The organism is Micromonospora sp. WMMD1082 (genome assembly GCF_029626175.1).
GTDB lineage: Bacteria > Actinomycetota > Actinomycetes > Mycobacteriales > Micromonosporaceae > Micromonospora.
Genome location: NZ_JARUBM010000002.1, coordinates 4,815,325 through 4,839,570 on the forward strand (window position 1 = coordinate 4,815,325; position 24,246 = coordinate 4,839,570).

The 24,246-nt window shown below is 73.6% G+C and carries 23 protein-coding genes and 1 pseudogene; 15 read left to right on the forward strand and 9 right to left on the reverse strand.

Translation table 11 applies throughout. The features are described 5' to 3' along the window. The first annotated feature begins 15 nt into the window (after positions 1-15). Together priA and hisF are read left to right on the forward strand one after the other, a co-directional pair. On the forward strand, positions 16-768 hold the full coding sequence (gene priA, locus O7615_RS22280) for a bifunctional 1-(5-phosphoribosyl)-5-((5-phosphoribosylamino)methylideneamino)imidazole-4-carboxamide isomerase/phosphoribosylanthranilate isomerase PriA (RefSeq protein WP_278179736.1): 753 nt from the start codon (positions 16-18) through the stop codon (positions 766-768). Between the two features lie 9 nt (positions 769-777). Then, the gene (gene hisF / locus O7615_RS22285; RefSeq protein ID WP_278179737.1) at positions 778-1,545 is read left to right on the forward strand and encodes an imidazole glycerol phosphate synthase subunit HisF; all 768 of its coding nucleotides are present in this window, start codon (positions 778-780) and stop codon (positions 1,543-1,545) included. A gap of 18 nt (positions 1,546-1,563) precedes the next feature. Here the strand turns inward: hisF and O7615_RS22290 are convergent, their stop codons facing one another. Together O7615_RS22290 and O7615_RS22295 are read right to left on the reverse strand one after the other, a co-directional pair. Then, positions 1,564-2,025: a hypothetical protein gene (locus O7615_RS22290; protein ID WP_278179738.1), complete on the reverse strand. Its 462-nt coding sequence runs from the start codon at positions 2,023-2,025 to the stop codon at positions 1,564-1,566. A gap of 141 nt (positions 2,026-2,166) precedes the next feature. Next, complete coding sequence (locus O7615_RS22295) at positions 2,167-2,820, reverse strand: hypothetical protein (RefSeq protein WP_278179739.1); 654 nt, start codon at positions 2,818-2,820, stop codon at positions 2,167-2,169. Between the two features lie 58 nt (positions 2,821-2,878). On the opposite strand from O7615_RS22295, the gene O7615_RS22300 reads away from it, so the two are divergent. Both O7615_RS22300 and O7615_RS22305 read left to right on the forward strand, forming a co-directional pair. After that, entirely contained in the window at positions 2,879-4,336 is a 1,458-nt protein-coding gene (locus O7615_RS22300) for a PLP-dependent aminotransferase family protein (protein ID WP_278179740.1), read from the forward strand. Next, positions 4,309-5,679 (forward strand): low temperature requirement protein A, encoded by a 1,371-nt coding sequence (locus tag O7615_RS22305; protein ID WP_278179741.1) that lies wholly within the window; start codon positions 4,309-4,311, stop codon positions 5,677-5,679. Before O7615_RS22300 ends, O7615_RS22305 begins: the two co-directional genes overlap by 28 nt. Before the next feature lie 67 nt (positions 5,680-5,746). Here O7615_RS22305 and O7615_RS22310 read toward each other — a convergent pair whose 3' ends face one another. The 3 genes from O7615_RS22310 to O7615_RS22320 form a co-directional block, all read right to left on the reverse strand. Continuing rightward, on the reverse strand, positions 5,747-7,567 hold the full coding sequence (locus tag O7615_RS22310; RefSeq protein ID WP_278179742.1) for a long-chain fatty acid--CoA ligase: 1,821 nt from the start codon (positions 7,565-7,567) through the stop codon (positions 5,747-5,749). 139 nt (positions 7,568-7,706) lie between these two features. Continuing rightward, positions 7,707-8,645, reverse strand: a complete 939-nt coding sequence (locus O7615_RS22315; RefSeq protein ID WP_278179743.1) for a terpene synthase — start codon at positions 8,643-8,645, stop codon at positions 7,707-7,709. Positions 8,646-8,769: 124 nt separating this feature from the next. After that, a complete protein-coding gene (locus tag O7615_RS22320; protein ID WP_278179744.1) occupies positions 8,770-9,399 on the reverse strand; it encodes a TIGR03085 family metal-binding protein in 630 nt (209 codons plus the stop codon). Between the two features lie 158 nt (positions 9,400-9,557). Here O7615_RS22320 and O7615_RS22325 point away from each other — a divergent pair, with 158 nt between their 5' ends. From O7615_RS22325 to O7615_RS22335, 3 genes are all read left to right on the forward strand, one after another. Further along, a complete protein-coding gene (locus tag O7615_RS22325) occupies positions 9,558-11,426 on the forward strand; it encodes an ABC transporter ATP-binding protein (protein ID WP_278179745.1) in 1,869 nt (622 codons plus the stop codon). Between the two features lie 114 nt (positions 11,427-11,540). After that, entirely contained in the window at positions 11,541-13,316 is a 1,776-nt protein-coding gene (locus tag O7615_RS22330) for an ABC transporter ATP-binding protein (protein ID WP_278179746.1), read from the forward strand. A 62-nt stretch (positions 13,317-13,378) separates the two neighbouring features. Then, positions 13,379-14,110 carry a DUF2470 domain-containing protein gene (locus O7615_RS22335; protein ID WP_278179747.1) on the forward strand — a complete coding sequence of 244 codons (732 nt, stop codon included), beginning with the start codon at positions 13,379-13,381 and terminating at the stop codon, positions 14,108-14,110. Positions 14,111-14,116: 6 nt separating this feature from the next. Here the strand turns inward: O7615_RS22335 and O7615_RS22340 are convergent, their stop codons facing one another. The 3 genes from O7615_RS22340 to O7615_RS22350 all read right to left on the reverse strand — a co-directional run bounded on the left by O7615_RS22340 (position 14,117) and on the right by O7615_RS22350 (position 16,355). Beyond that, complete coding sequence (locus O7615_RS22340) at positions 14,117-14,713, reverse strand: TetR family transcriptional regulator (protein ID WP_278179748.1); 597 nt, start codon at positions 14,711-14,713, stop codon at positions 14,117-14,119. Positions 14,714-14,868: 155 nt separating this feature from the next. Continuing rightward, a complete protein-coding gene (locus tag O7615_RS22345) occupies positions 14,869-15,624 on the reverse strand; it encodes an ABC transporter permease (protein ID WP_278179749.1) in 756 nt (251 codons plus the stop codon). Continuing rightward, positions 15,621-16,355, reverse strand: coding sequence for an ABC transporter ATP-binding protein (locus O7615_RS22350; RefSeq protein WP_278179750.1), 735 nt, complete (start codon positions 16,353-16,355; stop codon positions 15,621-15,623). Before O7615_RS22350 ends, O7615_RS22345 begins: the two co-directional genes overlap by 4 nt. 116 nt (positions 16,356-16,471) lie before the next feature. On the opposite strand from O7615_RS22350, the gene O7615_RS22355 reads away from it, so the two are divergent. The 5 genes and pseudogenes from O7615_RS22355 (at position 16,472) to O7615_RS22375 (ending at position 20,461) form a co-directional block, all read left to right on the forward strand. Beyond that, complete coding sequence (locus O7615_RS22355; RefSeq protein ID WP_278179751.1) at positions 16,472-16,864, forward strand: MerR family transcriptional regulator; 393 nt, start codon at positions 16,472-16,474, stop codon at positions 16,862-16,864. Between the two features lie 503 nt (positions 16,865-17,367). After that, positions 17,368-17,691: pseudogene (locus tag O7615_RS22360) on the forward strand (phosphoribosyl-AMP cyclohydrolase); the annotation flags it as partial. A gap of 225 nt (positions 17,692-17,916) precedes the next feature. Continuing rightward, positions 17,917-18,345, forward strand: coding sequence for a phosphoribosyl-AMP cyclohydrolase (gene hisI / locus O7615_RS22365; protein WP_278182196.1), 429 nt, complete (start codon positions 17,917-17,919; stop codon positions 18,343-18,345). Further along, positions 18,342-19,895: an anthranilate synthase component I gene (locus O7615_RS22370; protein WP_278179752.1), complete on the forward strand. Its 1,554-nt coding sequence runs from the start codon at positions 18,342-18,344 to the stop codon at positions 19,893-19,895. Before hisI ends, O7615_RS22370 begins: the two co-directional genes overlap by 4 nt. Beyond that, positions 19,892-20,461, forward strand: coding sequence for a Trp biosynthesis-associated membrane protein (locus O7615_RS22375; RefSeq protein WP_278179753.1), 570 nt, complete (start codon positions 19,892-19,894; stop codon positions 20,459-20,461). The genes O7615_RS22370 and O7615_RS22375 overlap by 4 nt, the downstream gene beginning before the upstream one ends. 30 nt (positions 20,462-20,491) lie before the next feature. On the opposite strand, the gene O7615_RS22380 is transcribed toward O7615_RS22375, so the two are convergent. Beyond that, complete coding sequence (locus O7615_RS22380; RefSeq protein WP_278179754.1) at positions 20,492-20,743, reverse strand: hypothetical protein; 252 nt, start codon at positions 20,741-20,743, stop codon at positions 20,492-20,494. Positions 20,744-21,189: 446 nt separating this feature from the next. On the opposite strand from O7615_RS22380, the gene trpC reads away from it, so the two are divergent. From trpC to trpA, 3 genes are all read left to right on the forward strand, one after another. Then, the gene (gene trpC, locus O7615_RS22385) at positions 21,190-21,993 is read left to right on the forward strand and encodes an indole-3-glycerol phosphate synthase TrpC (RefSeq protein WP_278182197.1); all 804 of its coding nucleotides are present in this window, start codon (positions 21,190-21,192) and stop codon (positions 21,991-21,993) included. 31 nt (positions 21,994-22,024) lie between these two features. Next, positions 22,025-23,245, forward strand: a complete 1,221-nt coding sequence (trpB, locus tag O7615_RS22390; protein ID WP_278179755.1) for a tryptophan synthase subunit beta — start codon at positions 22,025-22,027, stop codon at positions 23,243-23,245. 76 nt (positions 23,246-23,321) lie between these two features. After that, the gene (trpA, locus tag O7615_RS22395) at positions 23,322-24,137 is read left to right on the forward strand and encodes a tryptophan synthase subunit alpha (RefSeq protein ID WP_278179756.1); all 816 of its coding nucleotides are present in this window, start codon (positions 23,322-23,324) and stop codon (positions 24,135-24,137) included. Positions 24,138-24,246 lie beyond the last annotated feature (109 nt).

The window sequence follows — 24,246 nt, forward strand, 5'->3', positions numbered from 1 at the left end:
AGAGGGACAAGACAGATGAGCCTCACCCTGTTGCCCGCCGTGGATGTCGCCGACGGCCAGGCCGTCCGGCTCGTGCAGGGCGCCGCGGGCAGCGAGACCGCGTACGGCGACCCGCTCGACGCCGCCCTGGCGTGGCAGCGTGACGGCGCCGAGTGGATCCACCTGGTCGACCTCGACGCCGCGTTCGGCCGGGGCGCCAACGCCGAGTTGCTCGCCGACGTGGTGCGCCGCCTCGACGTACGGGTCGAACTCTCCGGTGGCATCCGTGACGACGCCTCGCTGCGCGCCGCGCTGGCCACCGGCGCCGCACGGGTGAACATCGGCACGGCCGCCCTGGAGGACCCGCAGTGGTGTGACCGGGTCTGCGCGGAGTACGGCGACCGGGTCGCGATCGGGCTGGACGTGCGGGGCCGGACCCTGGCGGCCCGGGGGTGGACCCGCGACGGCGGCGACCTGTACGAGGTGCTGGAGCGGCTGGACAAGGCGGGTGCCTCCCGGTACGTGGTCACCGACATCACCAAGGACGGCACCATGCGCGGGCCGAACCTGGACCTGCTGCGTGAGGTGTGCGCCCGTACGGACGCGCCGGTGATCGCTTCCGGCGGCGTCTCCACCCTCGACGACCTGCGGGCGTTGGCCACGCTGGAGCCGGTCGGGGTGGAGGGGGTGATCGCCGGCAAGGCGCTCTACGCGGGCGCGTTCACCGTGGCGCAGGCCCTGGACGTCCTCGCCCGGTCGGGCGGGTCGGCACCGCCGGCGCAGGGATAGGCTCGCGGCATGACGGTGGCGGTGCGGGTGATCCCCTGTCTCGACGTGGACGCGGGCCGGGTGGTCAAGGGCGTCAACTTCCTCGACCTGCGCGACGCGGGCGACCCCGTCGAGCTGGCGGCCGCGTACGATCGCGCGGGCGCCGACGAGCTGACCTTCCTCGACGTCACCGCCTCCTCCGGCGATCGCGGCACGATGCTCGACGTGGTCCGGCGCACAGCGGAGTCGGTCTTCATCCCGCTGACGGTGGGCGGCGGCGTCCGCACCGTGGCGGACGTGGACACTCTGCTGCGCGCCGGTGCCGACAAGATCGGGGTGAACACGGCGGCGATCGCCCGGCCGGAACTGCTCGCCGAGATCGCGGAGCGGTTCGGTCGGCAGGTGCTGGTGCTCTCGTTGGACGTCCGGCGGGCCCCGGCCGGCACCACGCCCAGCGGTTTCGAGGTGACCACGCACGGTGGCCGGCGCGGTACCGGGCTCGACGCCGTGCGGTGGGCGCGGCGCGGTGCCGAGTTGGGTGCGGGGGAGATCCTGCTCAACTCGATGGACGCCGACGGCACCAAGGCCGGCTTCGACCTCGAACTCATCGGCGCGGTGCGCCGGGTCGTCGACGTGCCGGTGGTGGCCAGCGGCGGTGCGGGCGAGGTGGCCCACTTCCCCCCGGCGGTCGGCGCGGGCGCCGACGCGGTGCTGGCCGCCAGCGTCTTCCACTTCGGTGAGTTGACCGTGGCGCAGGTCAAGGACGTGCTGCGCGCCGCGGGCCACCCGGTGCGCTGACGTCGCCTGGCGGGTGGCTCAGCCCCACCCGGAGTGGCCCTCGGGGGAGCGCCGGGGCATCGGGATGGACCGCACCAGGTATTCCTGCACGGCGGCGGTGTGCTCGGCCTCGTCGAGGTGCCACTCCGCGGTGCCGGGGGCGTGCCGGCGGCTGAGCACCCCCTGCACGGTGTCGACCGTGGTGGCCAGCCCGGCGCTCGGCCGGGAGCGCCAGAGGCGTTCGCCATCGGCGGTGAGCCGGAACCAGCCGTCGGAGACGTCCACCAGGCCGGCACCGAGCAGCCGGCGGATCGCCTCCTCGATGTCGTGCCGTTCGGGGATGGTCTGGTCGAGGTGGTCGGCGGTGGAGAGCACGTCGGCGAGGCGTACGCCCTCGGGGCGGCGGGTGGTCGCGGATCGCCGGTGGCGGCCGGCGCCGCTGGCGATCACCAACGAGACGAAGATCCATGCGTCGGTGCGACGCCAGGCGTTGTCCCCCATGCGGAGATTCTGCCGGGCGACCCGGCTTCAGGAAAATACCGCCCGGCTTACTGCGACATCCGGTGATGGTGTTGTTGCCGACAGTAGCTCGGGGGTGGACGAATCTGACCCGATCCGGTATGGGGCGGTGCGCGGTGACCGTCAGGTGGCCGGCGCCGCCTCGATCCGCTCCGGCGCCGGCGGGCCCGGCTCGGCGACGTCGAAGAGGGGCAGGAACAGCTGGGCGAGCGGGCCGATGGTCAGCGCGTAGGCGACCGTGCCGACGCCGACCGTCCCGCCGAGCAGCGCTCCCGTGGCCAGCACGCCGAGCTCGATGACGGTGCGGACCAGGCGCAGCGACCGGCCGGGCCGGCGGGCGACGAGGCCGGTCATCAGCCCGTCGCGGGGGCCGGGCCCGAGGCGGGCACCGAGGTAGAGCGCGGTGGCCGCGCCGTTGCCGACGATGCCGCAGGTCAGCAGCGCGATCCGCAGGGGCAGCGGCCCGCCGGGTGGCAGCAGGGCCAGGGTGGCGTCGACCGCCAGGCCGATCACCACCACGTTGGCCACGGTGCCGATGCCCGGGCGTTGCCGCAGCGGAATCCAGGCCAGCAGCACCAGCGCGCCCACACCGATGACCACGGTGCCCATGCTCAGGCCGGTCAGCCGGGACAACCCCTGGTGGAATACGTCCCAGGGGTTCAGCCCCAGCCCGGAGCGGATCATCAGCGCCATGCTGAACCCGTAGAGGAAGAGTCCGACGAACAACTGCGTCAGCCGCCGGACCGGCCGGTGCTGGAGGTTGCCAATCAATGCCACGGATGCCACTCTAGGTGCCAATCGGCGACATCATAGAGCCAATATCGGGGGAGTGGCCATGGCGAATCAGGTCCGCGGCGTCCAATTGGCGCGGTTGCTCGGGCAGTGGCACGCCCTGCCCGGCCGGCGGCGCAGCCCCGACTACGCGGCGCTGGCCGGCGCCGTACGCGGTCTGCTCGCCGACGGGCGACTGCCCCTGGGCGTGCGGCTGCCGGCCGAGCGGGACCTGGCCGAGGCGCTGCGGATCAGCCGGACCACCGTCACCGCCGCCTACCGCGAGCTGCGCGACAGCGGGCACCTGGCCAGCCGGCGGGGCGCGGGCAGCTGGACGATGCTGCCCCGGACGCACCGGGTGGCCGCCAACGGGCTCTGGACCCCGCTGGACGACCGGGACGTGCTCGACCTCGGTGTGGCGGCGCTGGCCGCGCCGCCCGAGCTGCTGCCGGCGGCCCGCGCGGCGACCGAGGACCTGCCCCGCTACCTCGGTGGTGCCGGGTACCACCCGGTCGGGATCATCGAGCTGCGGGAGGCGGTCGCCCAGCGGTACACCGAGCGGGGACTACCCACCTCGCCCGAGCAGATCATGGTCACCAACGGTACGCAGCACGCCCTGGACCTGGTGCTGCGGTTGGTGCTAGCCCCGGGTGGCGGTGTGCTGGTGGAGTCGCCGAGCTACCCCAACGCGCTCGCGGCGCTGGCCGCCCGCCGGGCCCGGATCACCACCTACGGCCTGGCCGCCGACGCCAGCGGCTGGGACGCGGATCTGCTGCTGGGCACGCTGCGGCAGGTGCGCCCGCGGGTGGGGTACCTGATCCCCGACTTCCAGAACCCGACCGGCCATCTGATGTCGGCCGAGCTGCGGGAGCGGCTGGTGGCCACCGCGCACGCCGTCGGCACCGACCTGGTGATCGACGAGTCCTTCGTGGACCTGCCACTGGGCGGGACCGAGCTGCCGCCGCCGACGGCGAGCTTCGACCGGCACTCCCGGGTGGTCAGCATCGGCGGGATGAGCAAGCCGTTCTGGGGCGGGCTGCGGATCGGCTGGATCCGGACCTCCGCACCGCAGGTGCAGCGGCTGGCCGCCGCCCGGGTGGGCGTCGACATGGCCAGCCCGGTGCTGGACCAGCTGGTCGCCGTGCACCTGCTGAACGCCGGGCCGGCGATCCGGGCCGCCCGGCGGGCGCAGCTGGCCGCCCAGCGGGACGCGCTGCTCGACGCGCTGGCCGCCCGGCTGCCGCAGTGGCGGGTCGTCGTCCCCCGTGGTGGCGTGACGCTCTGGGCCGAGTTGGACGGGCCGATCTCCAGCGCGCTGGCGCGGGCGGCCGAGGAGACCGGCGTACGCCTGGCGCCCGGCCCCCGGTTCGGCCTGGACGGCACGCTCGAACGGTTCCTGCGGCTGCCCTTCACCCTTCCGGCCGCCGACCTGGTCGAGGCGGTCGGGCGGATCGCCGCGGTCCGCTACGACCTGGACCGGGCGGGGCAGCCCCGATGGCGGGAGCCGAGCGTCATCGCCTGACCTGGGCCGGCGGCGACGGGCAGACTGCCGGGGTGGAGGGCGTCGAGGGGGTGCGGTGGTCACGCGGGGTACGGCCCGGCGCCCCGGGCTCCCGCGCCACCCGCCTGGAACTCTTCTACGACCTCGTCTTCGTCTTCGCCTTCATCAACGTCACCACGCTCGCCGCCGACAACCCCACGGCACGCGGCCTGGTGCAGTGCCTGATCGTGCTGGCCCTGCTCTGGTGGGCGTGGACCGGGTTCGCCGTACTCGGCAACGTGGTCCGGACCGACCAGGGCATCCTGCCGTTCGTCGCGTTCGCCACGATGGCCGGGGCGTTCGTGTTCGCCCTGGCCATGCCGCAGGCCTTCCACAGCGAGGCCGGCGGGCTGCCCGGCCCGCTGGTGTTCGCCGTCTGCTACTTCCTGGTCCGCGCCGTGCAGGTGGCGATCTTCGGCTGGCTGGCCCGTGGCGACCGTGAACTGCGCCGTCGCTTCCTGTTCGTGATGGGCCGTGGGCTGATCGTGGCGGCGCTGGTCCTCGCCGCCGCGCTGGTGCCGCAGCGGCTGGCCGGCGAGCCCGGCGAGTTCGGCGTGCGGCTGGTGCTGTGGATCGCCGCGCTCGCCGTCGAGTACGGCGCCGCGCTGGCCCTGCGCGGCAGCGGCTGGACGGTGCTGTCGGCCGGCCACTGGGCGGAGCGGCACGCCCAGATCGTGTTGGTGGCGCTCGGCGAAACGATCATCGCGCTGGGGCTCGGCGCCGGGTTCGTCATCGACCTGCCGCTGACCTGGTTGGTGATCATCGCGGCGACGCTCGGCGTGGTGGTGGTCGCCGCGCTGTGGTGGGCGTACTTCGACACCCTCGCGCTGGCCATGGAGCAGGCGCTGCATCGCACCCGGGACCGGCTGGCGCGCGCGGTGCTGGCCCGGGACGCCTACACCTACCTGCACCTGCCACTGGTCGCCGGCCCGATCCTGTTCGCCCTGGGGCTCAAACGGATGCTCGGCGGAGCCGCCGCGCCGGCCACGCCGGCCGGGAGCGTGTTGCCCGGGTTCGACCTGCTGGTCCTGCACGGCGGGGTGGCGCTCTACCTGCTGGCGCTGGTGGCGCTCGGCTGGCGGGTGCTGCGGGTGGTGCGCTGGCCGACGATCGCCGGGACAGCCCTGCTGGCGGCGCTGGTGCCGGTCGCCGCCCGGGTGCCGGAGCTGGTGGCCCTCGGGGCGCTCACCGTGGCGGTACTGGCCACGACCGCGGTGCAGACGCTGGTGGACGCGCCGCTGCGCCGGCGGGTCCGGGAGGTGGCGTTGGCGGAGCAACTCGCCGTCGAGGCGGAGCAGACCACCTGGCGGGGCCGCCACCTGTGACATCGCCCGCCGGAAGCCCGCCGGTCCCGCACCCGGCTCGGGTGCGGGACCGGCGGGGAAACGGTCGTCAGATCTCGGCGACGGTCCCGGCGTACATCTTGTCGATCTCGGTGGCGAAGTTGCCCTCCACCCCACGACGCTTGATCTTCATCGACGGGGTGATCTCGCCGTCCTCGATCGTCAGGTCACGCGGCAGGATGGTGACCTTCTTGATCGTCTCCCAGCGGTTCAGCTTGTCGTTGAGCTGGGCGACGTACTCCTCCACCATGGCCTGGGCCTCGGGCGAGGCGACGATCTCGGCGTACGGGCGGCCCTCCAGCGGGGTGCCGGCCGCCCACCCGGCGATGGCGTCCGGGTCCAGCGTCACCAGCATCGTGCAGTAGTTGCGCGCCTGGCCGATGACCACAGCTTGCGAGGTGTACGGGCAGGTGGCCTTGAACATGCCCTCGATGTGCGACGGCGCGACGTACTTGCCGCCGGAGGTCTTGACCAGGTCCTTCTTCCGGTCGGTGATGCGCAGGTAGCCGTCGTCGTCGAGGGAGCCGATGTCACCGGTGCGGAAGAAGCCGTCCTCGGTGAACGCGGCGGCGGTCTCCTCGGGCAGGTTGTGGTAGCCGCGCATCACCGGCCGGCCCCTGAGCAGGATCTCGCCGTCGGTGTCGATGCGGCACTCCAGGTCGCCCATTGCCTTGCCGACGGTGCCGATCCGCAGCCCGTCCGGCGGGTTGACGAAGTTGCCGGCGCTGCTCTCGGTCAACCCGTAGCCCTCGGAGATCGGCAGGTTCGCCGCGGAGAAGAAGGTGGCGATCTCCGGGCTGAGCGGGGCGGCACCGGACACCAGCACCCGGATCCGGCCGCCGAGACGGGCCTGGAGCTTGCTGAAGACCAGCTTCTCGGCCACCGTGTACTTCAGCTTCAGCGCCCCCGGCACCGGCTTCCCGGCCTGCTCCAGGGCGACCTTCTCCTTGCCGACGCCGACGGCCCAGGCGAAGATCTTCGCCTTCGCGCCACCGGCGTCCTGCGCGGTGGTCACCGACTTGTTGTAGACCTTCTCGAAGACCCGGGGCGCGCCGCACATCAGCGTCGGACGGACCACGGAGAGCAGCTCGACCAGCTTGTCGACCCGCCCGTCCACGTAGGTCGGTAGGCCGACGTGGGTGGCGCCGCAGAGCAGCGTCTTGCCGAACGAGTGGGACAGCGGAAGCCAGAGGTACTGCAGGTCGTCGTCGCGCAGCAGGCCGACCGCCTCCTGCGCCACGCCCTCCCAGCACCAACCGCCGTGCATCAGCTCGACCCCCTTGGGTCGGCCGGTGGTGCCGGAGGTGTAGATCAGGGTGGCCAGGTGGTCCGGACCGATGCCGGCGACCAGGCGGTCGATCAGCTCCGGATCCTCGGCGAGGCGCTGGGCACCCTGCTCCTCCAGTTGGGCGAGGGTCAGCTGGGGCACCGGCGCGGCCGGGTCGGGGGTGCCGTCGATGAGGATCACGTGGGTCAGCGCGGGCAGGTCCGCCCCGGCGATCTTCGCCGCCTGCTCCGGGTCCTCCGCGAACAGCACCCGGGAGCCGGAGTCGGCGAGAATGTAGGCGGCGTCCTCCGGCTCGGTCGTCGGGTAGACCGTGGTCGTGGCGCCGCTGGCGCACATGATGCCGAAGTCGGCGATCACCCACTCGATCCGGGTGTTCGCCAGGATCGCCACCGGATTCTCCGGACCGACGCCGAGGCCGTGCAGGCCGGCGGCGACCGCCTTGGCCCGCCGGGCGACCTGCTCCCAGGTCAGCCAGACCGGTCCGTCGGGACCGGGGTGGGCAAAAGCGTGGCGGTCGGGGGTCGCCGCCACACGCTTGAGGAACATGTCAGGAATGGAGTGGTACGGTACATCGAGAGCCATCGCTGTAGCCGCCTTCGGGGGTGGAGGCGTGACGGTCGTCACGGTCGGTGTTCGCTACCGAAGGGTATTGCCTGGCAGGGGGCATCGGCTAGTGCTGACGATCAGCTGCCAGTCCGTCCCGGCTGATGGAGCGCCCGGCTCAGGCGTAGCGCGCCGCCGCCCGCGACCAGTCGTAGGTGCCCCGGATCCAGTTCCGCCGGGTGTCCAGCGCCGGGCGCAGCGCGTCACCGTGGCTGGCCAGCAGGTCGTTCTCGGCGACCAGGTACGCGTCGAGCCGGTCGTTGAACCGGTCGGCGGCGGCCCGCAGCGCCGCCGACTCGTCGCCGGTCTCCCGGGTCAGCACCGTGATCAGATTGTGCGCGTCCGGCCCGTCCTGCTGCTCCTTGTCGTAGGAGAAGACGTCGTTGCACCAGCAGATCAGGTCGGCCGCCAGCGACTCCAGGGCGGCCCAGCCGGGGTCGGCCCGGCGGGAGGCCGGTGGGAAGCCGTCCAGGGCCAGGTCGGTCAGGGTGAGGCTCGGGTAGACGCCGCCGGTGTGACGGCGCATCTGGACGTACTCGTCGACCGGTGGCACCCGCCCGTGTTCCCGGTTGGCCGCCTCCCAGAGCAGCGCGAGCAGGTATTCGCGCATCGCGGCGGTGAAGCGGAGCAGGACGGCCGGGCGTCGGTGGGCGCGGACCCGCCGGCACAGGTCGGCCAGCCCGAGACCCAGCGCTCCGGCCGCGCCGGCCGGCACCGGGCCCGGCGCGCCCTGGCGGTCCAGCACGTCCAGCAGGGCGGCCACGGTCGGCGCGAGCCGGGTCGGATCGGCGCCCAGGCCGTCCTCGTCGCAGGCGTCATCCATCACGAAGAGCCAGGAGATCAGGTCGGTCAGCATGCGCAGACGGTCCAACGGTGCCCGCGGGCAGGCCCGGCCGGCGAGCCCGGCGGCGTCGGCCCGGCGCAGCCGCTGCCCGTTACTGATCAGGCCCAGATCCTGCGCCCAGTCTGCGCTCTCCCGGGCCACCCGTTCGGTGCCGTCGTGCCGGGGACCGGGGAACGGGGGCTCACGCAGGGCTGACACCGCAAAGCTTCGCATCGCGCTCCCTGTCGCGCCGCCCCCCCACGAGGCGGCGCGGACAGCGTAAGGGAGCACGGATGATGGCCGGTCGATCAGGCGAATAACGTTTCGGATTTCCCCGTGGCCGGTTCCGCACAGAGGGTTAGAAGCCCAGGTTGCTGCCGCGCAGCCGGTCCACCAGCGCCGGAGGACCGTCGCACTCCACCCGCGTTGCCCGCTGTCGGCCGGACAGGAACAGCACCAGCTCACCCGGCGTACCGGCCAGTCGCAGCGGCTCACCGCCGCGGCCGACGGTCACCTCGCCGTGCCCGGGTGCCTGGACGAGCAGCCGGGCCGGGAAGCGGCGCAGGGCCATCCTGGCCAGGAGCCGGCCGCGCCGCCACAGCGTCCGCTCCAGTTCCACCGGCAACTCCCGCGGCCGCCAGTCCGCCTGGGCGCGGCGTACGTCCTCGTGGTGGATGAAGAACTCCATCGTGTTGGCCAACTCGTCGGTGAGCGGGTTGCTCACCGGGCTCCACACGGGAGGGCGTCGCACCTGGTCGAGCAGCTCGGCCCAGTCGAGTGCGGCCACCTCGCGCTGGATCCGCTCGGCGCGGTTGCGCAGCGGCTTGAGCGCGATGCCGGCCGCGGCGTCCGGCCGGCGTTCCCGGATGACCAGGTGTGCGGCGAGATCACGGGTCGTCCAGCCCTCGTCGAGGGTCGGGGCATCCGGGCCGAGGGTGGACATCAGCTCGGTGAGCGCCTCGCGCTCCGATCGGGCGTACCGGGGCATGACGCTGATCGTAGGCCGGTGCGGCCGCCGGTCGGGGTCCGGGACGTCAACTGTAGCCATCCGGGGGTGACGTCGGACATATCGCCGCGGGTCGGCGGACCGGGCGGACAGCGGTAAGGATGAGAGAGGATTATGGCGGCTTACGGCGGGGGAGATACGTGGCGAGCGGGACTAGTCGGGACGTACTCGGTCGCGGGCTGGCCGTGCTCGGGCAGGCCATCCGGGAGCAGCCGAGGATCTTCGCGGTCGCGGTGTCCGGCAGCGTGCTGTTCGGCCTGATGGTGGTCGCCAGCGCGTTCGTGGTCGGCGCGGTGGTCGGCGATGTGGTGGTCCCGGCGGTCGAGAGCGGGTCGGTCGCGGTGGGCACCCTGGCCGTGGCCGCCACGGCGCTGTTGGGGCTGAGCGTGCTGCGGGTGGTCGGCATCTTCGGTCGGCGGCTCGGCGCGGGCTACATGCAGTTCCGCCTCCAGGCCGCCTACCGCCGCCGGGTGACCCGCCGCTACCTGGACCTGCCGCTGTCCTGGCATCACCGCAACGCCACCGGCACGCTGCTGTCCAACGCCAACTCCGACGTCGAGGCGGCCTGGCAGCCGATCGCGCCGCTACCCTTCGCGGTCGGCACGCTGGTGATGCTGGTCGGCGCGGTGGTGTCACTGTTCGCCGTCGACTGGGCGCTGGCGCTGGTCGGGCTGGCCGTCTTCCCGGCCCTGTTCGCGCTCAACGTGGCGTACTCCCGCCGGATGGCCCCCCGCCAGGCGCGCGCCCAGCGGCTACGGGCCGAGGTCAGCGGCATCGCCCACGAGAGCTTCGACGGCGCGCTGGTGGTCAAGACGATGGGTCGGGAGGCGCAGGAGACCGGCCGGTTCGCGGCCCGGGCCGGCCAGTTGCGCGACGCACTGATCTCCGTCGGTCGGCTGCGCGGCATCTTCGACCCGATGCTGGAGACCCTGCCCAGCCTCGGCACCCTCGCCGTGCTGGTGGTTGGCGCGTACCGGCTGCGGCAGGGCGCCATCGAGGTGTCCGAGCTGGTCAGCGTGGCCTTCCTCTTCACCGTGCTGGCCTTCCCGGTGCGGGCCATCGGCTGGGTGCTGGCCGAACTGCCGCGCAGCGTCGCCGGCTGGGACCGGGTCCGCCGGGTGCTCGACGCCACCGGCGAGATGCCGTACGGCGACACGCGGCCGGACCCGTCGGTGGCGGCGCCGGCCACCCTCACCTTCAGCGGCGTCGGATTCGCCTACGAGCCCGCCGAGGCGCACCTGCCCGGCGCCGAGGTGCTCGGCGAGGTTTCCTTCACCGTCGGCGCCGGGCAGACCGTCGCCCTGGTCGGGCCGACCGGTGCCGGCAAGTCCACCATCGCGGCGCTGGCGGTCCGCCTGGTGGATCCGCACTCCGGCGCGGTCAGCATCGACGGCGTGGACGTTCGCGAGCTGACCGCGGACGCGCTGGCCGGCGCCGCCGCGTTGGTGGCCCAGGTGCCGTTCGTCTTCGACGACACCGTCCGGGCCAACGTCTCGCTGGACCGTCCGGGCATCGACGACGAGGCCGTCTGGGCGGCGCTGCGCCTGGCCGAGGCCGACGGGTTCGTCGCCGCCCTGCCCGACGGGCTGGACACGATGGTCGGCGAGCGGGGCACCTCGCTCTCCGGCGGTCAGCGGCAGCGGCTCACCCTCGCCCGGGCACTGGCCGGGCGCCCCCGCCTGCTGGTGCTCGACGACGCGACCAGCGCGGTCGACCCCCGGGTGGAGGCGGCCATCCTGGCCGGGCTGCGCTCGTCCGCGGCCGGTGGGCCGGGGGCGTCGATCCTGGTGGTGGCCTACCGCCGGGCCACCATCGCCCTCGCCGATGAGGTCATCTACCTGGAGCAGGGGCGGGTGGTGGCCCGAGGTACCCATCCCACCCTGCTGGCCACCGTGCCCGGCTACACCGACCTGGTCACCGCCTACGAGCAGGCGGAGGTCGACCACGACCGGCAACGCACGTACGACGAGGTCACCCCGCTGACCTCCGGCCTGGAGGTGGACCGGTGAGTGCGAGGAGTGAGCCGGTTTTGCGAGCCCCGCAGTCGCGAACGAAGGTGGATCGGTGAGTGCGAGGAGTGAGCCGGTTTTGCGAGCCCCGCAGTCGCGAACGAAGGTGGTCCGGTGAGTGCGAGCGCCAGGAGCGAGCAGGTGGAGTCGACGTGGCGGACACTGCGCCGCGGGCTCGCGCTCTCCCCGGAGCTGCGGGTCGGGCTGGCCGGCACGCTCGGCCTGGCGCTGATCTACATGATCGGCCGGGTGGCCGTGCCGGTGGCGGTGCAGCAGGGCATCGACCGGGGCATCGTCGGCGGGCCCGACCTGGACGCGCTGTTCACGGTGGTGGCGATCACCGCCGGCGTGCTGGTGGTGACCACGGCCTGCGGCTACCTGATGATGCGCCGCCTGTTCACGGTCAGCGAGACGGCGCTGGCCGGGGTGCGGGTACGCGCGTTCCGGCACGTGCACGACCTGTCGATGCTGCACCAGCAGTCCGAGCGGCGGGGTTCCCTGGTCTCCCGGGTCACCAGCGACGTCGACCAGATCACCCAGTTCCTCCAGTGGGGCGGGGTGATCCTGCTGGTCAACCTCGGGCAGTTGGCGGTCACCACCGCGGTGATGCTGGCCTACTCGTGGCAGTTGACGCTGGTGGTCTTCGCCGCCTTCGTGCCGGCGGTGCTGGTGATCCGGGTGCTGCAACGGCGGCTCGCGGCGGCGTACGGCGTGGTCCGGCAGCGCACCGGCGCGTTGCTGGCGGCGGTCGGGGAGAGCGTGGTCGGCGCGTCCGTGATCCGGGCGTACGGCGTCGCCGGGCGGACGGCCCGGCGGCTGGACGAGGCGATCGACGGTCAGCGACGGGCCCAGCAGCGGGCGATCCGGATCAGCATCCTCGGCAGTTCCATCGGGGAACTGGCCGCCGGGTTGGCGTTGGCCGGCGTGGTGGTGCTCGGGGTGTTCCTCGGCGCCGACCGGACGCTGACCATCGGCGAGGTCACCGCGTTCCTCTTCCTGGTCACGCTCTTCATCCAGCCGGTGCAGATCGCCACCGAGGTGCTCAACGAGGCGCAGAACGCGATCGCCGGCTGGCGTCGGGTGCTCGACGTGCTGGACGTGGCCCCGGACGTGGCCGACCCGGGCCCGCAGGGGCGGGAGCTGCCCACCGGGCCGCTGGACATCCGCTTCGCCGAGGTGCGCTTCGCCTACCCGGACGGGCCGACGGTGCTGCACGACATCAGCCTGGACATCCCGGCGAAGAGCCGGGTGGCGGTGGTCGGTGAGACCGGCAGCGGCAAGACCACCTTCGCCAAGCTGCTCACCCGGTTGATGGACCCGACGGCGGGCGCCGTGCTGCTGTCCGGGGTGCCGCTGACCGACGTCCGCTTCGACTCGTTGCGCTCCCGCGTGGTGATGGTCCCGCAGGACGGCTTTCTGTTCGACGCCACGGTCGCCGACAACGTCCGCTTCGCCCGCCCGGAGCTGACCGACGAGCAGCTCACGGCCGCCTTCACCGAGCTGGGCCTGGCCGACTGGCTGGACGGGCTGCCCGCCGGGTTGGCCACCGGGGTGGGTGAGCGCGGCGAGGCGTTGAGCGTGGGGGAGCGGCAGCTGGTCGCGTTGGCCCGGGCGTACGTGGCCGATCCGGACCTGCTGGTGCTGGACGAGGCGACCAGCGCGGTCGACCCGGCCACCGAGGTCCGTTTGCAGCGGACCCTGGACGCGGTGACCCGGGGGCGGACCACCCTGGCCATCGCGCATCGGCTCTCCACCGCTCAGGGCGCCGACGAGGTGATCGTGGTGGACCGGGGGCGGGTCGTGCAGCGTGGCCCGCACGACGAGTTGATCCGCGACCCGGATTCGGTCTACGGCCTGCTCTACGCCTCGTGGCTGGAGCAGACCCGGTAGACGCCGCCGAGCCGATGCCATACGCTCCAAGTTAGGTAAGCCTAACCAAGGAGGTCGGTTTAATGCGGCCCAGCTCTGCCGAGATCGTCCGGACCCTCGTGGCGGGCCGGTTGCCCGGCCTCGTCCACCTGGCCTGCCGGCCCGGCCTGCACCACGTCCGTCACGTCACCGACCCGGACGGCCGGGTGTTGCTGCTGGTGCCGGTGGTCAGCGATCTCGCGGCGGCACTGCGTCCGGCCGGTGACGACCGTCCCGTCGCGGCGGTGCTCGACGTGCTCGACCTGCCGCCCGCCGCCGGAGCGCCCTCGCTCGGCCGGGCGCTGGTCTCCGGCTGGGTGCGGCGGTTGGCGGGCGACGAGTCCCGCGCGGCGGCGGTGGACTTCGCCGAGGTGGAGCCGACCGGCGACCTGCTCGACGTCGGCACCCGGTTCGGGTTGTTCCGGTTCGAGGTGGCCGAGGCCCGCTGGAACCGGGCCGGCGAACTCCGCCGGATCGACCCCGGGGCGTACGCGGAGGCCGAGCCGGATCCGCTGCACCCGGTCGAGGCGGGGCTGCTCACCCACCTGACCGAGCGGCACGGGGAGCGGATGACGGACTACCTGCGCCGGCAACTCGGCCTCGCCGCCGGTCCCGCCGCGCACGCGCCCCGCGTCGAACGGATCGACCGGTACGGCATGCTCGTGACGTTCGGACGCCCCGGCACCCGGCGGCGGGCCCGGCTCGCCTTCGGTCGCCGGCTGGCCGACCAGGCCGACCTGACCAGGCTGCTGCACCCGGTGCTTTGCCACCGGTGAACCCGCTCAGCCGGGCAGCGGGCCGGTGAGATAGCGCTGGACGGTCGGGCCGATCGCGGCGACCAGGGTCTCCGGTGTCGCGGAGGCGACCGGCTCCAGGCGGATCACGTGGCGCATCATCCCGAGCCCGATCAGCTGGCTGGCCACCAGCGCTCCGCGCAGCGGCAGTTCCGCCGGGTCGACGTCGAGATGGTCGAGGACCCGGCGCAGCACCTGGGTGGTCAGGAACTCGCGGAGCAGCCGCGCGGTCCACTCGTTGCTGACCGCGGAGCGCAGCAGGGCCACCCCGGCGGTGCCGGCCGGCGAGTCCCACACCGTGAGGAACGCGCGCACCAGCCGCTCGCCGAGACCGTCACGGTCACCGGTGAGCACCGCCGGCAGCAGCTCACGCGGGTCGACGGGCGCCCGCATGGCGGCCAGGAAGAGCTGGTCCTTGCTGCCGAAGTAGTGGTGCACCAGGGCCGGGTCGACACCGGCGGAGGCGGCGATGGCCCGGATCGTGCTGGCGTCGAAGCCGCGCTCCGCGAAGGCGGCCCGGGCCGCGTCGAGGATCGCCTCCCGCGTGCCCGGCTTGCCAGGCCGCCGTCCCGTCCGCCGTATCATCGTCCTCCCTCGCGTGCGTCCCGGCGGCCGGCCGTGGCCCCGTGCCCGGACCCGGCCGCCGTCAGCCGTCGGTCCGCCCGTCAGCGCCGCGCCGCCGGGCCGAGTCGGGCCGCCCGTCGGCGCCCGCGCCGCCGGCCCCCGGGTCGAGCCGCCGGTCAGCCGCTGCGCCGGCGCAGGGTGGCCGCGGCGAGCACCAGCGCCAGCACCGCCGCGCCCGCGACGACCGCGACGTCGCGCCACATCGTGCCGGTCGGTTCGGCGTGCGCGCCGACCTCCTGGAGGGCCTCGACGGCGTACGACAGCGGCAGCACGTCGCTGATCGCCTGCAACCAGCCGGCCATCTCGTCGCGCGGCACGAACAGCCCGCAGAGCAGCAGTTGCGGGGCGACCACGACCGGCATGAACTGTACGGCCTGGAACTCGGTACGGGCGAAGGCGCTGCAGAGCAGCCCGAGCGCGACGGCGAGCACCGCGTTCAACGCGGCGATCATGATCACGAAACCGCTGCCGCCGGCAGTCTCCAGACCGAAGATCCAGTACGCCACGGCCGAGGCGATGGTGGCCTGCGCCGCGCCGGCCAGCCCGAAGGCGATGCCGTAGCCGAAGAGCAGGTCGGCCTTTGCCAGCGGGGTGGTGAGCAGTCGTTCCAGCGTGCCCGTGGTCCGCTCGCGGAGCATGGCGATGCTGGTCACCAGGAACATGATGATGAACGGGAAGAAGCCGAGCATCACCAGGGCGATCCGGTCGAAGGTGGTCGGCTGCCCGGGCGGGGCGGGCTGGTCGGCGTACATGTAGTAGACCAGGGTGAGCAGGACGGTGGGCACGAGCACCAGCAGGGCCACCGTCCGCCGGTCGTGGCGTAGCTGCCGCAGGATGCGGCCGACGGTGACGGAGAGGATCCGCGGGTTCATGACGCCTCCCCGGCGCGTGCGGTCTGGCTCGTCCTGATCAGTCGCAGGAACGCCTCGTCGAGGTCGTCCACCCCGGCGGCGGCCCGGATCGCGTCGGGCGTGTCGTCGGCGATCAACCGGCCCTCGCGGATGAGCAGCAGTCGATGGCAGCGGGCCGCCTCGTCCATCACGTGGCTCGACACGAGCAGCGTCGTCCCGGTGGCCGCCAGCTCGTGGAAGCGGGCCCAGAGCTCGGCCCGCAGCACCGGGTCCTGGCCGACGGTGGGTTCGTCGAGCACGATCAGCTCCGGCTCGCCGACCAGCGCGCAGGCCAGCGACGCCCGGCTGCGCTGCCCGCCGGAGAGGGTGCCCACCAGCTGGCCCGCCGCCGATGCCAGCCCGACATCGGCCACCGCCCGGTCGGCGTCGGCCCGGCCGCGACCGTGCAGGGCCGCGAAGTAGCGGGCGTTCTCCCGCACCGTCAGGTCGGCGTAGACGCTCGGCGCCTGCGTCAGGTAGCCGACCCGGTGACGCAGCCGGGCCGAGCCGGCCGGGGTGCCGAGCACCGTCACCGTGCCGTCGGTGATCACCTGGACCCCGACGACCGCCCGCATCAGCGTGGTCTTGCCGCTGCCGCTGGGCCCGAGCAGCCCGGTGACCGAGCCGCGCGGGACCGTGGCGTCGATGCCGTGCAGCACCCGCCGCCCGCCCCGGTCCACGACCAGGCCACGGACGGCGATCGCGTCGTCCATCACCCACCTCCATAACTCATCATGTGTTGAAATCAACGGTAGTTGACATCCGGCCGGTCGGGCAAGGTGGGACGGCGGGGTCGCGCGGGACGGGTCGGTGCTGAGACCCTCGACCCATGGACATCGGTACGCGGGAGGAGACCTTCACCGTCAGCGAGGCGGCCCACCGGGTCGGCCTGAGCGTCCACACGCTGCGCTGGTACGAGCAGGAGGGGCTGGTCGCCCCCGTGGGGCGGGACTCGGCCGGGCGGCGTCGCTACACTCCGCAGGACGTCAACTGGCTGCTGCTGCTCACCCGGCTTCGCCGCACCGGGATGCCGGTGCGCGACATGCGTCGCTACGTCGAGCTGGCCCGGCAGGGTGACGGCACGCTCGGTGCCCGGCGGACACTGTTCGAGGAGCACCGGACGCGGGTGCTCCAGCAGATGGCGGAGCTGGAGGAGGACCTCAAGGTGCTCGACTTCAAGATCGACCACTATCGCCGGGCGGAACTGGGCGAACTCGACTGACGCCGGCGAGAGTCGGCAGTAAACGGGGCGAAACGGTATCTCCGGGCAGTAGCCCGTAGCACGGGCACTAGGCATCGGACCGGACAGTAGGTCCGTCATCGGTCATTGCGCCCGCATCGGACGTACGGCACGATGGCGCGGTGGATCACGCTCCGTCACCGGACAGTGGGTTTTTCGACGACTGGGCCGCGCGGCTGCGGGCGATCGCCGACCGGCCCGTGGTGGGCATCCTGCTGCGCGGCAGCCACGCCCGCCGGGCCGCCACCGCACACAGCGACGTCGACGTGGACGTGCTGGTCGGTGGCGCCCCGTACGCCGTCCGGCGGGCGTACTTCGCGGAGCACTCCGGCCGGCTGACCCACGTGTCGGTCGCGGCCCGGGACGTCCGGTCCTGGGTGACCCGGCTGGGTGAGCCGGCCGACTGGGCGTTCGGCCTGCCCGTGACCGCCCCCGCCCGGCTGCTCTGGGCCGACCCGCACTGGCGCAACCGGATCGACCTGCCGGTGCTCTGCCAGCCGGCCGACGAGCCGCGGCTGGAGGAACTGATCGCCACCCTCGGCAAGGTGGCCTCGGCCCGGGACGCCGACGATCCGCTCGGCGCCCGGCTGGCCGCCGCCGACCTGGCCCGGCTCTGCCCGTCGGTGCTGCGGCTGGCGAACCCGTCGGTGCGGGTGGTCTCCCGCCGGTCGGCCTTCGCCGCCGCGCTCGACCTGCCGGTGGCGCCGGCCGGCTACCGGGAGGACATGCTGCGCTGCCTGAGCGTGCGGCCCGGCTCGACCGGCCAGCTGTGGGCGGCCGCGGCCCGGCTGGTGGCCGGCACCCTGCCGCTGATCCGCCCGTACGCCGCCGAGGTGGCCCGGGCGGCCGGCCCGGATCTCGCCGACGCCCTGCTCGACGGGCGCCTGGACCGCTACGTGATCCAGTTGGGCCGCCCCGCCCCCGGTGCCGCGTCCACCGATGGGTCGCCCACCGATGGGTCGTCCGCCAGCCAGAGAGCCGCCAGCCGGGAGCCCGCTCAGGTTCCCGCGCCGCGTACGGGACAATGGGTCACTGTGCCCGCTCCTGACGCGCCGGTGACCGGCGCCCACCTCGACCAGCCGACCCCGCCGGACGGCCCGGACCGGCCGTCGCGGCTCGATCCGGCGATCGCCGCCCGGCTGCGGCGCACCCCCGACGGCCTGGTGGCCGCCGTCGTCCGCCAGCACGACAGCGGCGAGGTGCTGATGATGGCCTGGATGGACGACGAGGCCCTGCACCGCACCCTGACCACCGGCCGGGCCACCTACTGGTCGCGCAGCCGGCGCGAATACTGGGTCAAGGGCGCCACCTCGGGCCACCACCAGTACGTCCGCTCGGTGGCGCTCGACTGCGACGGGGACGCGGTGCTGGTCAGCGTCGACCAGGTCGGCGCCGCCTGCCACACCGGGCAGCGCACCTGCTTCTCCACCGACCTCCCCGTCACCGGCGAGGTGCCGTCATGACCGACGCGCGGGTGAGCCCGGACCCGGCAACCTTCGCCGAGCTGGCCGCCCGCTGGCGGGTGGTGCCGGTCACCCGTCGGCTGCTCGCCGACGCGGAGACCCCGGTCGGCGTCTACCGCAAGCTGGCCGGCGGCCCCGGGACCTTCCTGCTGGAATCCGCCGAGCAGGGCGTGGGCTCGTCGGGGCTGGCCTGGGCCCGGTACTCCTTCGTCGGGGTGCGCAGCAGCGCCACGCTGGTCGAGCGGGACGGCGCGGCGGCCTGGCTCGGCGAACCGCCCGCCGGGCTGCCGGCCACCGGCGACCCGGTCCAGGTGCTGCGCGAGACGGTGACGGCGCTGGCCGGCCCGCCCGGGCAACCGGGCGACGGGATGCCGCCGCTGACCGGCGGCATGGTCGGCTACCTCGGCTACGACCTGGTTCGCCGTTTCGAGCGGCTGCCCACGCTCACCGAGGACGACCTGCGCCTGCCCGAGCTGGGCATGATGCTCGCCACCGACCTGGTGGTGCTGGACCACTTCGACGGCTCGGCGATCCTGGTCGCCAACGCGATCCTGCCGCCGCTGGACGAGCCGGGCCGCGAGGAGCGGATCGCCGCCGCGTACCACCATGCGGTGGGCCGGTTGGACGCGATGACCACGGCGCTGTCGCGGCCGATCCCGCCCATGGTGGCCACGGTCGCCCGCCCGCCCGTCGGTGCGGTACGCAGCCGTACCCCCGACGGTGGGTACCCGAAGGCGGTCGAGGCGGCGAAGGAGGCGATCCGGGCCGGCGAGTGCTTCCAGATCGTGCTCGCCCAGCGGTTCGAACGCGACACCGACGCCGACCCGCTGGACGTCTACCGGGTGCTGCGGGCCACCAACCCCAGCCCCTACATGTACCTGCTGCGCTTCGACGACGTCGACATCGTCGGTTCGTCGCCGGAGGCGCACCTGAAGGTGACCGGCGAGGTCGACGGTGAGCGGCGGGCGTTGCTGCACCCGATCGCCGGCACCCGCCCGCGCGGCGCGACACCGGAGGCCGACGCCCGGCTCGCCACCGAGCTGCTCGCCGACCCCAAGGAGCGCGCCGAGCACGTGATGCTGGTCGACCTGGGCCGCAACGACCTGGGCCGGGTCTGCCGCCCGGGCACCGTGGAGGTGCCGGAGTTCGCCACCATCGAGCGGTACAGCCACGTCATGCACATCGTCTCCACGGTGGTGGGCACGCTCCGGGCGGACCGCACGGCCTTCGACGCGCTCGCCGCGACCTTCCCGGCGGGCACCCTCTCCGGGGCGCCGAAGGTCCGCGCCATGGAGATCATCGAGGAGCTGGAGCCGGTACGCCGGGGGCTCTACGGCGGCACCGTGGGCTACTTCGGGTTCGCCGGTGACCTCGACATGGCCATCGCGATCCGGACCGCGCTGATCCGGGCCGGGCGGGCGTACGTGCAGGCCGGTGCCGGCGTGGTGGCCGACTCCGACCCGGCCGCGGAGGACCTGGAGACCCGGAACAAGGCCGCCGCGGTGCTCGCCGCGATCGCCGCCGCCGAGACGCTGCGGCCGGCCCGATGAACGACCCGGCCCGCCCCGAGTCCGGCGGTGCGCGCCCCGCGTCCGGGCGGCGCGAGCTGGCGTACGCCGTGCTGCTCTGCCTGGCCGGCGCGGGGTTGGCGCTCTGGGCGGCGACCCGGCCCTGGGTGCGGGACGTCGGTGTGCTGCCGGCCCTCGACGAGGGGCGGACCGGCGCGCAACTGCTGCCGTGGCTGCCGGCGCTCGCCCTGGTGGGGCTGGCCGGCGGCGGCGCGGTGCTGGCCACCCGTGGCCGGCTTCGCCGGGTGCTCGGCGGGCTGCTGGCGTTGCTCGGGCTGAGCCTGGCCGCCGGCGGGGGCTACGGCCTGGTGGCGGAGATCGGAGACCAGGTGAGCCGGCAGTGGCCGGCGCTCACGCTGGCCGGCGGCGTACTGGCCGCGGCCGGTGGGCTGATCACCGGGCTGCGCGGGACACGTTGGCCGGTGATGGGCGCCCGCTACGAGCGCGGGTCACGGCAGCCGGTCGAGACGGCCGGGCCGATCCAGGGGGCCGGCACGGTGGCCGCGTGGGACGCGTTGGACCGGGGCGAGGATCCGACGGTGCGCTGAGGTCGCCTGCGCACGTGCGGGAGGTGACGGTCAGCTGACCGGCTGCCGGGCGTGGCGGCGCGCGGCGGCCAGCTCCGCGACCAGCCGGTCCAACTCGGCGCGCTGGTCGGCCCGGGCCCGGTCGGCGCAGATGGCCTCCCAGGCGTTGCCGCGTGCGGTCCGCATCCGGGCGGGCCCGACCATGGCCCGCTCCAGCGTGTGGACCACGCCGACGGCGAGCGACGCGACGGTGCGCGAGATGGTGGTGAGTCCGATGGTCTGGTGCGGCGCGGAGGTACTCATGATCACCCCGGGGAGAGATCGTCGTGGCGGTGGGGCAGACGCGTCATCGAGTTTGCCCGACCCCGATGCTGCGCGGCTGACGTTTCGTGGTGATGACTGCACCGTCAACTCTGCGGCAGGTGGCCTGAGCAGGCAAAGAGACCTTCGTCCTTGAGCTTGGTCACAGCATCGACGAGGCTCGGTGTCGACCGACCCGCCGGCGGTGACACGGAGATCAATATGGGTGAACGTCGATGGTGTGGTGACGTAGAGTTACCACGCATGCGCGCAAGTCGGCCATTATGCCGCAGCCCATTTCGTGAGGAGCGCCATACCCCCGGCGGTCGGCTCCAGGTAGGGCCACCTAGCATCGGCCCATGACACCCGGAGAGGGGAGTCCGTTGGTGACTGCTGATGAGTATGCGCACGCGGAGGGGGACGAGCCCGGCCCGGCGGCGTCCGTCAGCGTGCTCGACGAGATCCTGGCCGGCGTCCGGGAGGACGTGGCCCGGCGGCAGGAACAGGTTCCGCTGGAGCGGATCCGGGAACTGGCCGCCGCCGCCGCGCCGCCGCTGGACGCCTACGCGGCCCTGCGGCGCCCCGGTGTCGCGGTCATCGCCGAGGTGAAGCGCTCCTCGCCGTCCAAGGGCAGGCTGGCCGAGATCGCCGATCCGGCCGACCTGGCCGGCGACTACGCCGCCGGCGGTGCCCGCGCGATCAGCGTGCTCACCGAGGGGCGTTGGTTCGGGGGGTCGCTGGACGACCTCGCCGCCGTGCGGGCCGCGGTGAACATCCCGGTGCTGCGCAAGGACTTCGTGGTCTCCAGCTACCAGGTGCACGAGGCCCGCGCGCACGGCGCCGACCTGGTGCTGCTGATCGTCGCCGCGCTGGAGCAGAACGCGCTGGTCGGCCTGCTGGAGCGGATCGAGTCGCTGGGCATGACCGCGCTGGTCGAGGTGCACGACGAGGAGGAGGCCGACCGGGCCATGGAGGCCGGCGCGCAGGTGATCGGGGTCAACGCCCGCGATCTGCGTACCCTCCAGGTCGACCGCTCCGTCTTCGAGCGGATCGCGCCCGGTCTGCCGAGCAATGTCGTCAAGATCGCCGAGTCCGGCGTACGCGGCCCGCACGACCTGATCCGCTATGCCTCGGCCGGCGCCGACGCGGTGCTCGTCGGCGAGGGACTGGTCACGCAGAAGAGCCCCCGCGAGGCGGTGGCCGAACTGGTCAACGCCGGCAACCACCCCGCGACGCCCCGCCCGGTGCGCTGACCCGCGCCGGTCCGCAGCGAGAGGATCAGCCGTGAGTCAGGAGCAGTTCCCCGACACCGCCGGTCACTTCGGCCCGTTCGGTGGCCGGTTCGTGCCGGAGGCGCTGGTCGCCGCGCTCGACGAACTGGGCGCGGCGCACCGCGCGGCCATGGCCGACGAGGCGTTCCGGGCCGAGTTCGCCGCCCTGCTGCGCGACTACGCCGGCACACCGTCACTGCTCTACGAGGCCCGCCGGTTCTCCGCGCGGGCCGGGGCCCGGGTGCTGCTCAAGCGGGAGGACCTCAACCACACCGGCGCGCACAAGGTGCGCAACGTGCTCGGTCAGGCGCTGCTGACCCGCCGGATGGGCAAGCAGCGGGTGATCGCCGAGACCGGCGCCGGTCAGCACGGCGTCGCCGCCGCCACCGCCGCCGCCCTGTTCGACCTGGAGTGCGTGGTCTACATGGGTCAGGTCGACACCGAGCGGCAGGCGCTGAACGTGGCCCGGATGCGGATGCTCGGTGCCACGGTCGTACCGGTGACGACCGGCTCGCGCACCCTCAAGGACGCGATGAACGAGGCGATGCGGGACTGGGTCGCCAACGTCGACCGGACCCACTACCTGATCGGCACCGCCGCCGGCCCGCACCCCTTCCCGGCGCTGGTCCGCGACTTCGTCCGGGGCATCGGCGACGAGGCCCGGGCGCAGTGTCTCGACCTCACCGGCGCGCTGCCGGACGCGGTGACCGCCTGCGTCGGCGGTGGCTCCAACGCGCTGGGCATCTTCCACGCCTTCGTCGACGACCCGCAGGTGCGGCTCTACGGCTTCGAGGCCGGTGGCGAGGGGGTGGACACCGGCCGGCACGCCGCCAGCATCACCGGGGGCTCCACCGGCGTGCTGCACGGCACCCGCACCTACGTGCTCCAGGACGCCGACGGTCAGACGCAGGAGTCCCACTCGATCTCCGCCGGCCTGGACTACCCGGGCGTGGGCCCGGAGCACGCCTGGCTGCACGACACCGGCCGGGCCAGCTACCAGCCGGTCACCGACGACGAGGCGATGACGGCGTTCGCGCTGCTCTGCCGCACCGAGGGGATCATCCCGGCGATCGAGAGCGCGCACGCCGTCGCCGGCACCCTGGCCGTCGCGCCGAAGCTCGCCGCCGAGTTGGGCCGGGAGCCCACCATCGTGGTCAACCTCTCCGGCCGGGGCGACAAGGACGTGCACACCGCCGGCGAGTACTTCGGCATCCTGGGCAAGGAGGCACCATGAGCGAGCGGGAGCGAGTGAATCATCGGCTCAGTGCGGTGGTGCCTCATGGCGGCACGGAGCGCAGCGGAGTGCTGGCATGAGCGAGCGGACCAGCCGGATCGGTGGGGCGTTCGACAAGGCGCGGGCGGACGGCCGGGCGCTGCTGGTCGGCTGCATGCCGGCCGGTTTCCCCACCGTCGAGGGCAGCATCGCCGCGATGAAGGCGATGGTGGCGGCCGGCGTCGACGTGATCGAGGTGGAGATCCCGTACTCCGACCCGGTGATGGACGGCCCGGTCATCCAGCGGGCCAGCGACATCGCCCTGGCCGGCGGCGTACGCGTCCGGGACGCGGTGCGCATCATCGAGGCGGTGGCGGCCACCGGCGCCCCGGTGGTGACGATGACCTACTGGAACCCGATCGAGCGCTACGGCGTCGACGCGTTCGCCCGGGACCTCGCCGCGGCCGGCGGCACCGGGCTGATCACCCCCGACCTGATCCCCGAGGAGGCCGGCGAGTGGCTGGCCGCCTCGGACGCGTACGGGCTGGACCGCACGTTCCTGGTCGCGCCGTCGTCGACCGATCAGCGGTTGGCGATGACCGTGGAGCACTGCCGTGGCTTCGTCTACGCCACCGCCATCATGGGGGTGACCGGTGCCCGTGCGCAGACGTCGCAGGCGGCGCCGGCGCTGGTGTCCCGGGTGCGGGAGGTCACCGACCTGCCCGTCGGTGTCGGGCTGGGCGTCAGCACCGGGGCGCAGGCCGCCACGGTCGCCGGGTACGCCGACGCGGTGATCGTCGGCAGCGCGCTGGTCCGCTGCCTGCTCGACGTCCCCGACGAGGCCACCGGCCTGGCCGCCCTGAGTACCCTCGCCGCCGAACTAGCCACCGCCGCCCACCACCCCACCCCCTAACCCCTCGCCCCCCGCGCCGATCTTGCAGTTTCGGTCGCCTTCCCGCGAACAATGTCGGCTTTGCCGCGACAGGAAGCGCAAGATCGCGGAAGGGTGGCGCTCGGCGAGG

Coding starts and splice junctions, on each gene's coding strand:
- priA (WP_278179736.1), top strand. CDS start 16: ATGAGCCTCACCCTGTTGCCCGCCGTGGATGTCGCCGACGGCCAGGCC.
- hisF (WP_278179737.1), top strand. CDS start 778: ATGACGGTGGCGGTGCGGGTGATCCCCTGTCTCGACGTGGACGCGGGC.
- O7615_RS22290 (WP_278179738.1), bottom strand. CDS start 2,025: ATGGGGGACAACGCCTGGCGTCGCACCGACGCATGGATCTTCGTCTCG.
- O7615_RS22300 (WP_278179740.1), top strand. CDS start 2,879: ATGGCGAATCAGGTCCGCGGCGTCCAATTGGCGCGGTTGCTCGGGCAG.
- O7615_RS22305 (WP_278179741.1), top strand. CDS start 4,309: ATGGCGGGAGCCGAGCGTCATCGCCTGACCTGGGCCGGCGGCGACGGG.
- O7615_RS22310 (WP_278179742.1), bottom strand. CDS start 7,567: ATGGCTCTCGATGTACCGTACCACTCCATTCCTGACATGTTCCTCAAG.
- O7615_RS22315 (WP_278179743.1), bottom strand. CDS start 8,645: ATGCGAAGCTTTGCGGTGTCAGCCCTGCGTGAGCCCCCGTTCCCCGGT.
- O7615_RS22320 (WP_278179744.1), bottom strand. CDS start 9,399: ATGCCCCGGTACGCCCGATCGGAGCGCGAGGCGCTCACCGAGCTGATG.
- O7615_RS22335 (WP_278179747.1), top strand. CDS start 13,379: ATGCGGCCCAGCTCTGCCGAGATCGTCCGGACCCTCGTGGCGGGCCGG.
- O7615_RS22340 (WP_278179748.1), bottom strand. CDS start 14,713: ATGATACGGCGGACGGGACGGCGGCCTGGCAAGCCGGGCACGCGGGAG.
- O7615_RS22345 (WP_278179749.1), bottom strand. CDS start 15,624: ATGAACCCGCGGATCCTCTCCGTCACCGTCGGCCGCATCCTGCGGCAG.
- O7615_RS22350 (WP_278179750.1), bottom strand. CDS start 16,355: ATGGACGACGCGATCGCCGTCCGTGGCCTGGTCGTGGACCGGGGCGGG.
- O7615_RS22355 (WP_278179751.1), top strand. CDS start 16,472: ATGGACATCGGTACGCGGGAGGAGACCTTCACCGTCAGCGAGGCGGCC.
- O7615_RS22370 (WP_278179752.1), top strand. CDS start 18,342: ATGACCGACGCGCGGGTGAGCCCGGACCCGGCAACCTTCGCCGAGCTG.
- O7615_RS22375 (WP_278179753.1), top strand. CDS start 19,892: ATGAACGACCCGGCCCGCCCCGAGTCCGGCGGTGCGCGCCCCGCGTCC.
- O7615_RS22380 (WP_278179754.1), bottom strand. CDS start 20,743: ATGAGTACCTCCGCGCCGCACCAGACCATCGGACTCACCACCATCTCG.
- trpA (WP_278179756.1), top strand. CDS start 23,322: ATGAGCGAGCGGACCAGCCGGATCGGTGGGGCGTTCGACAAGGCGCGG.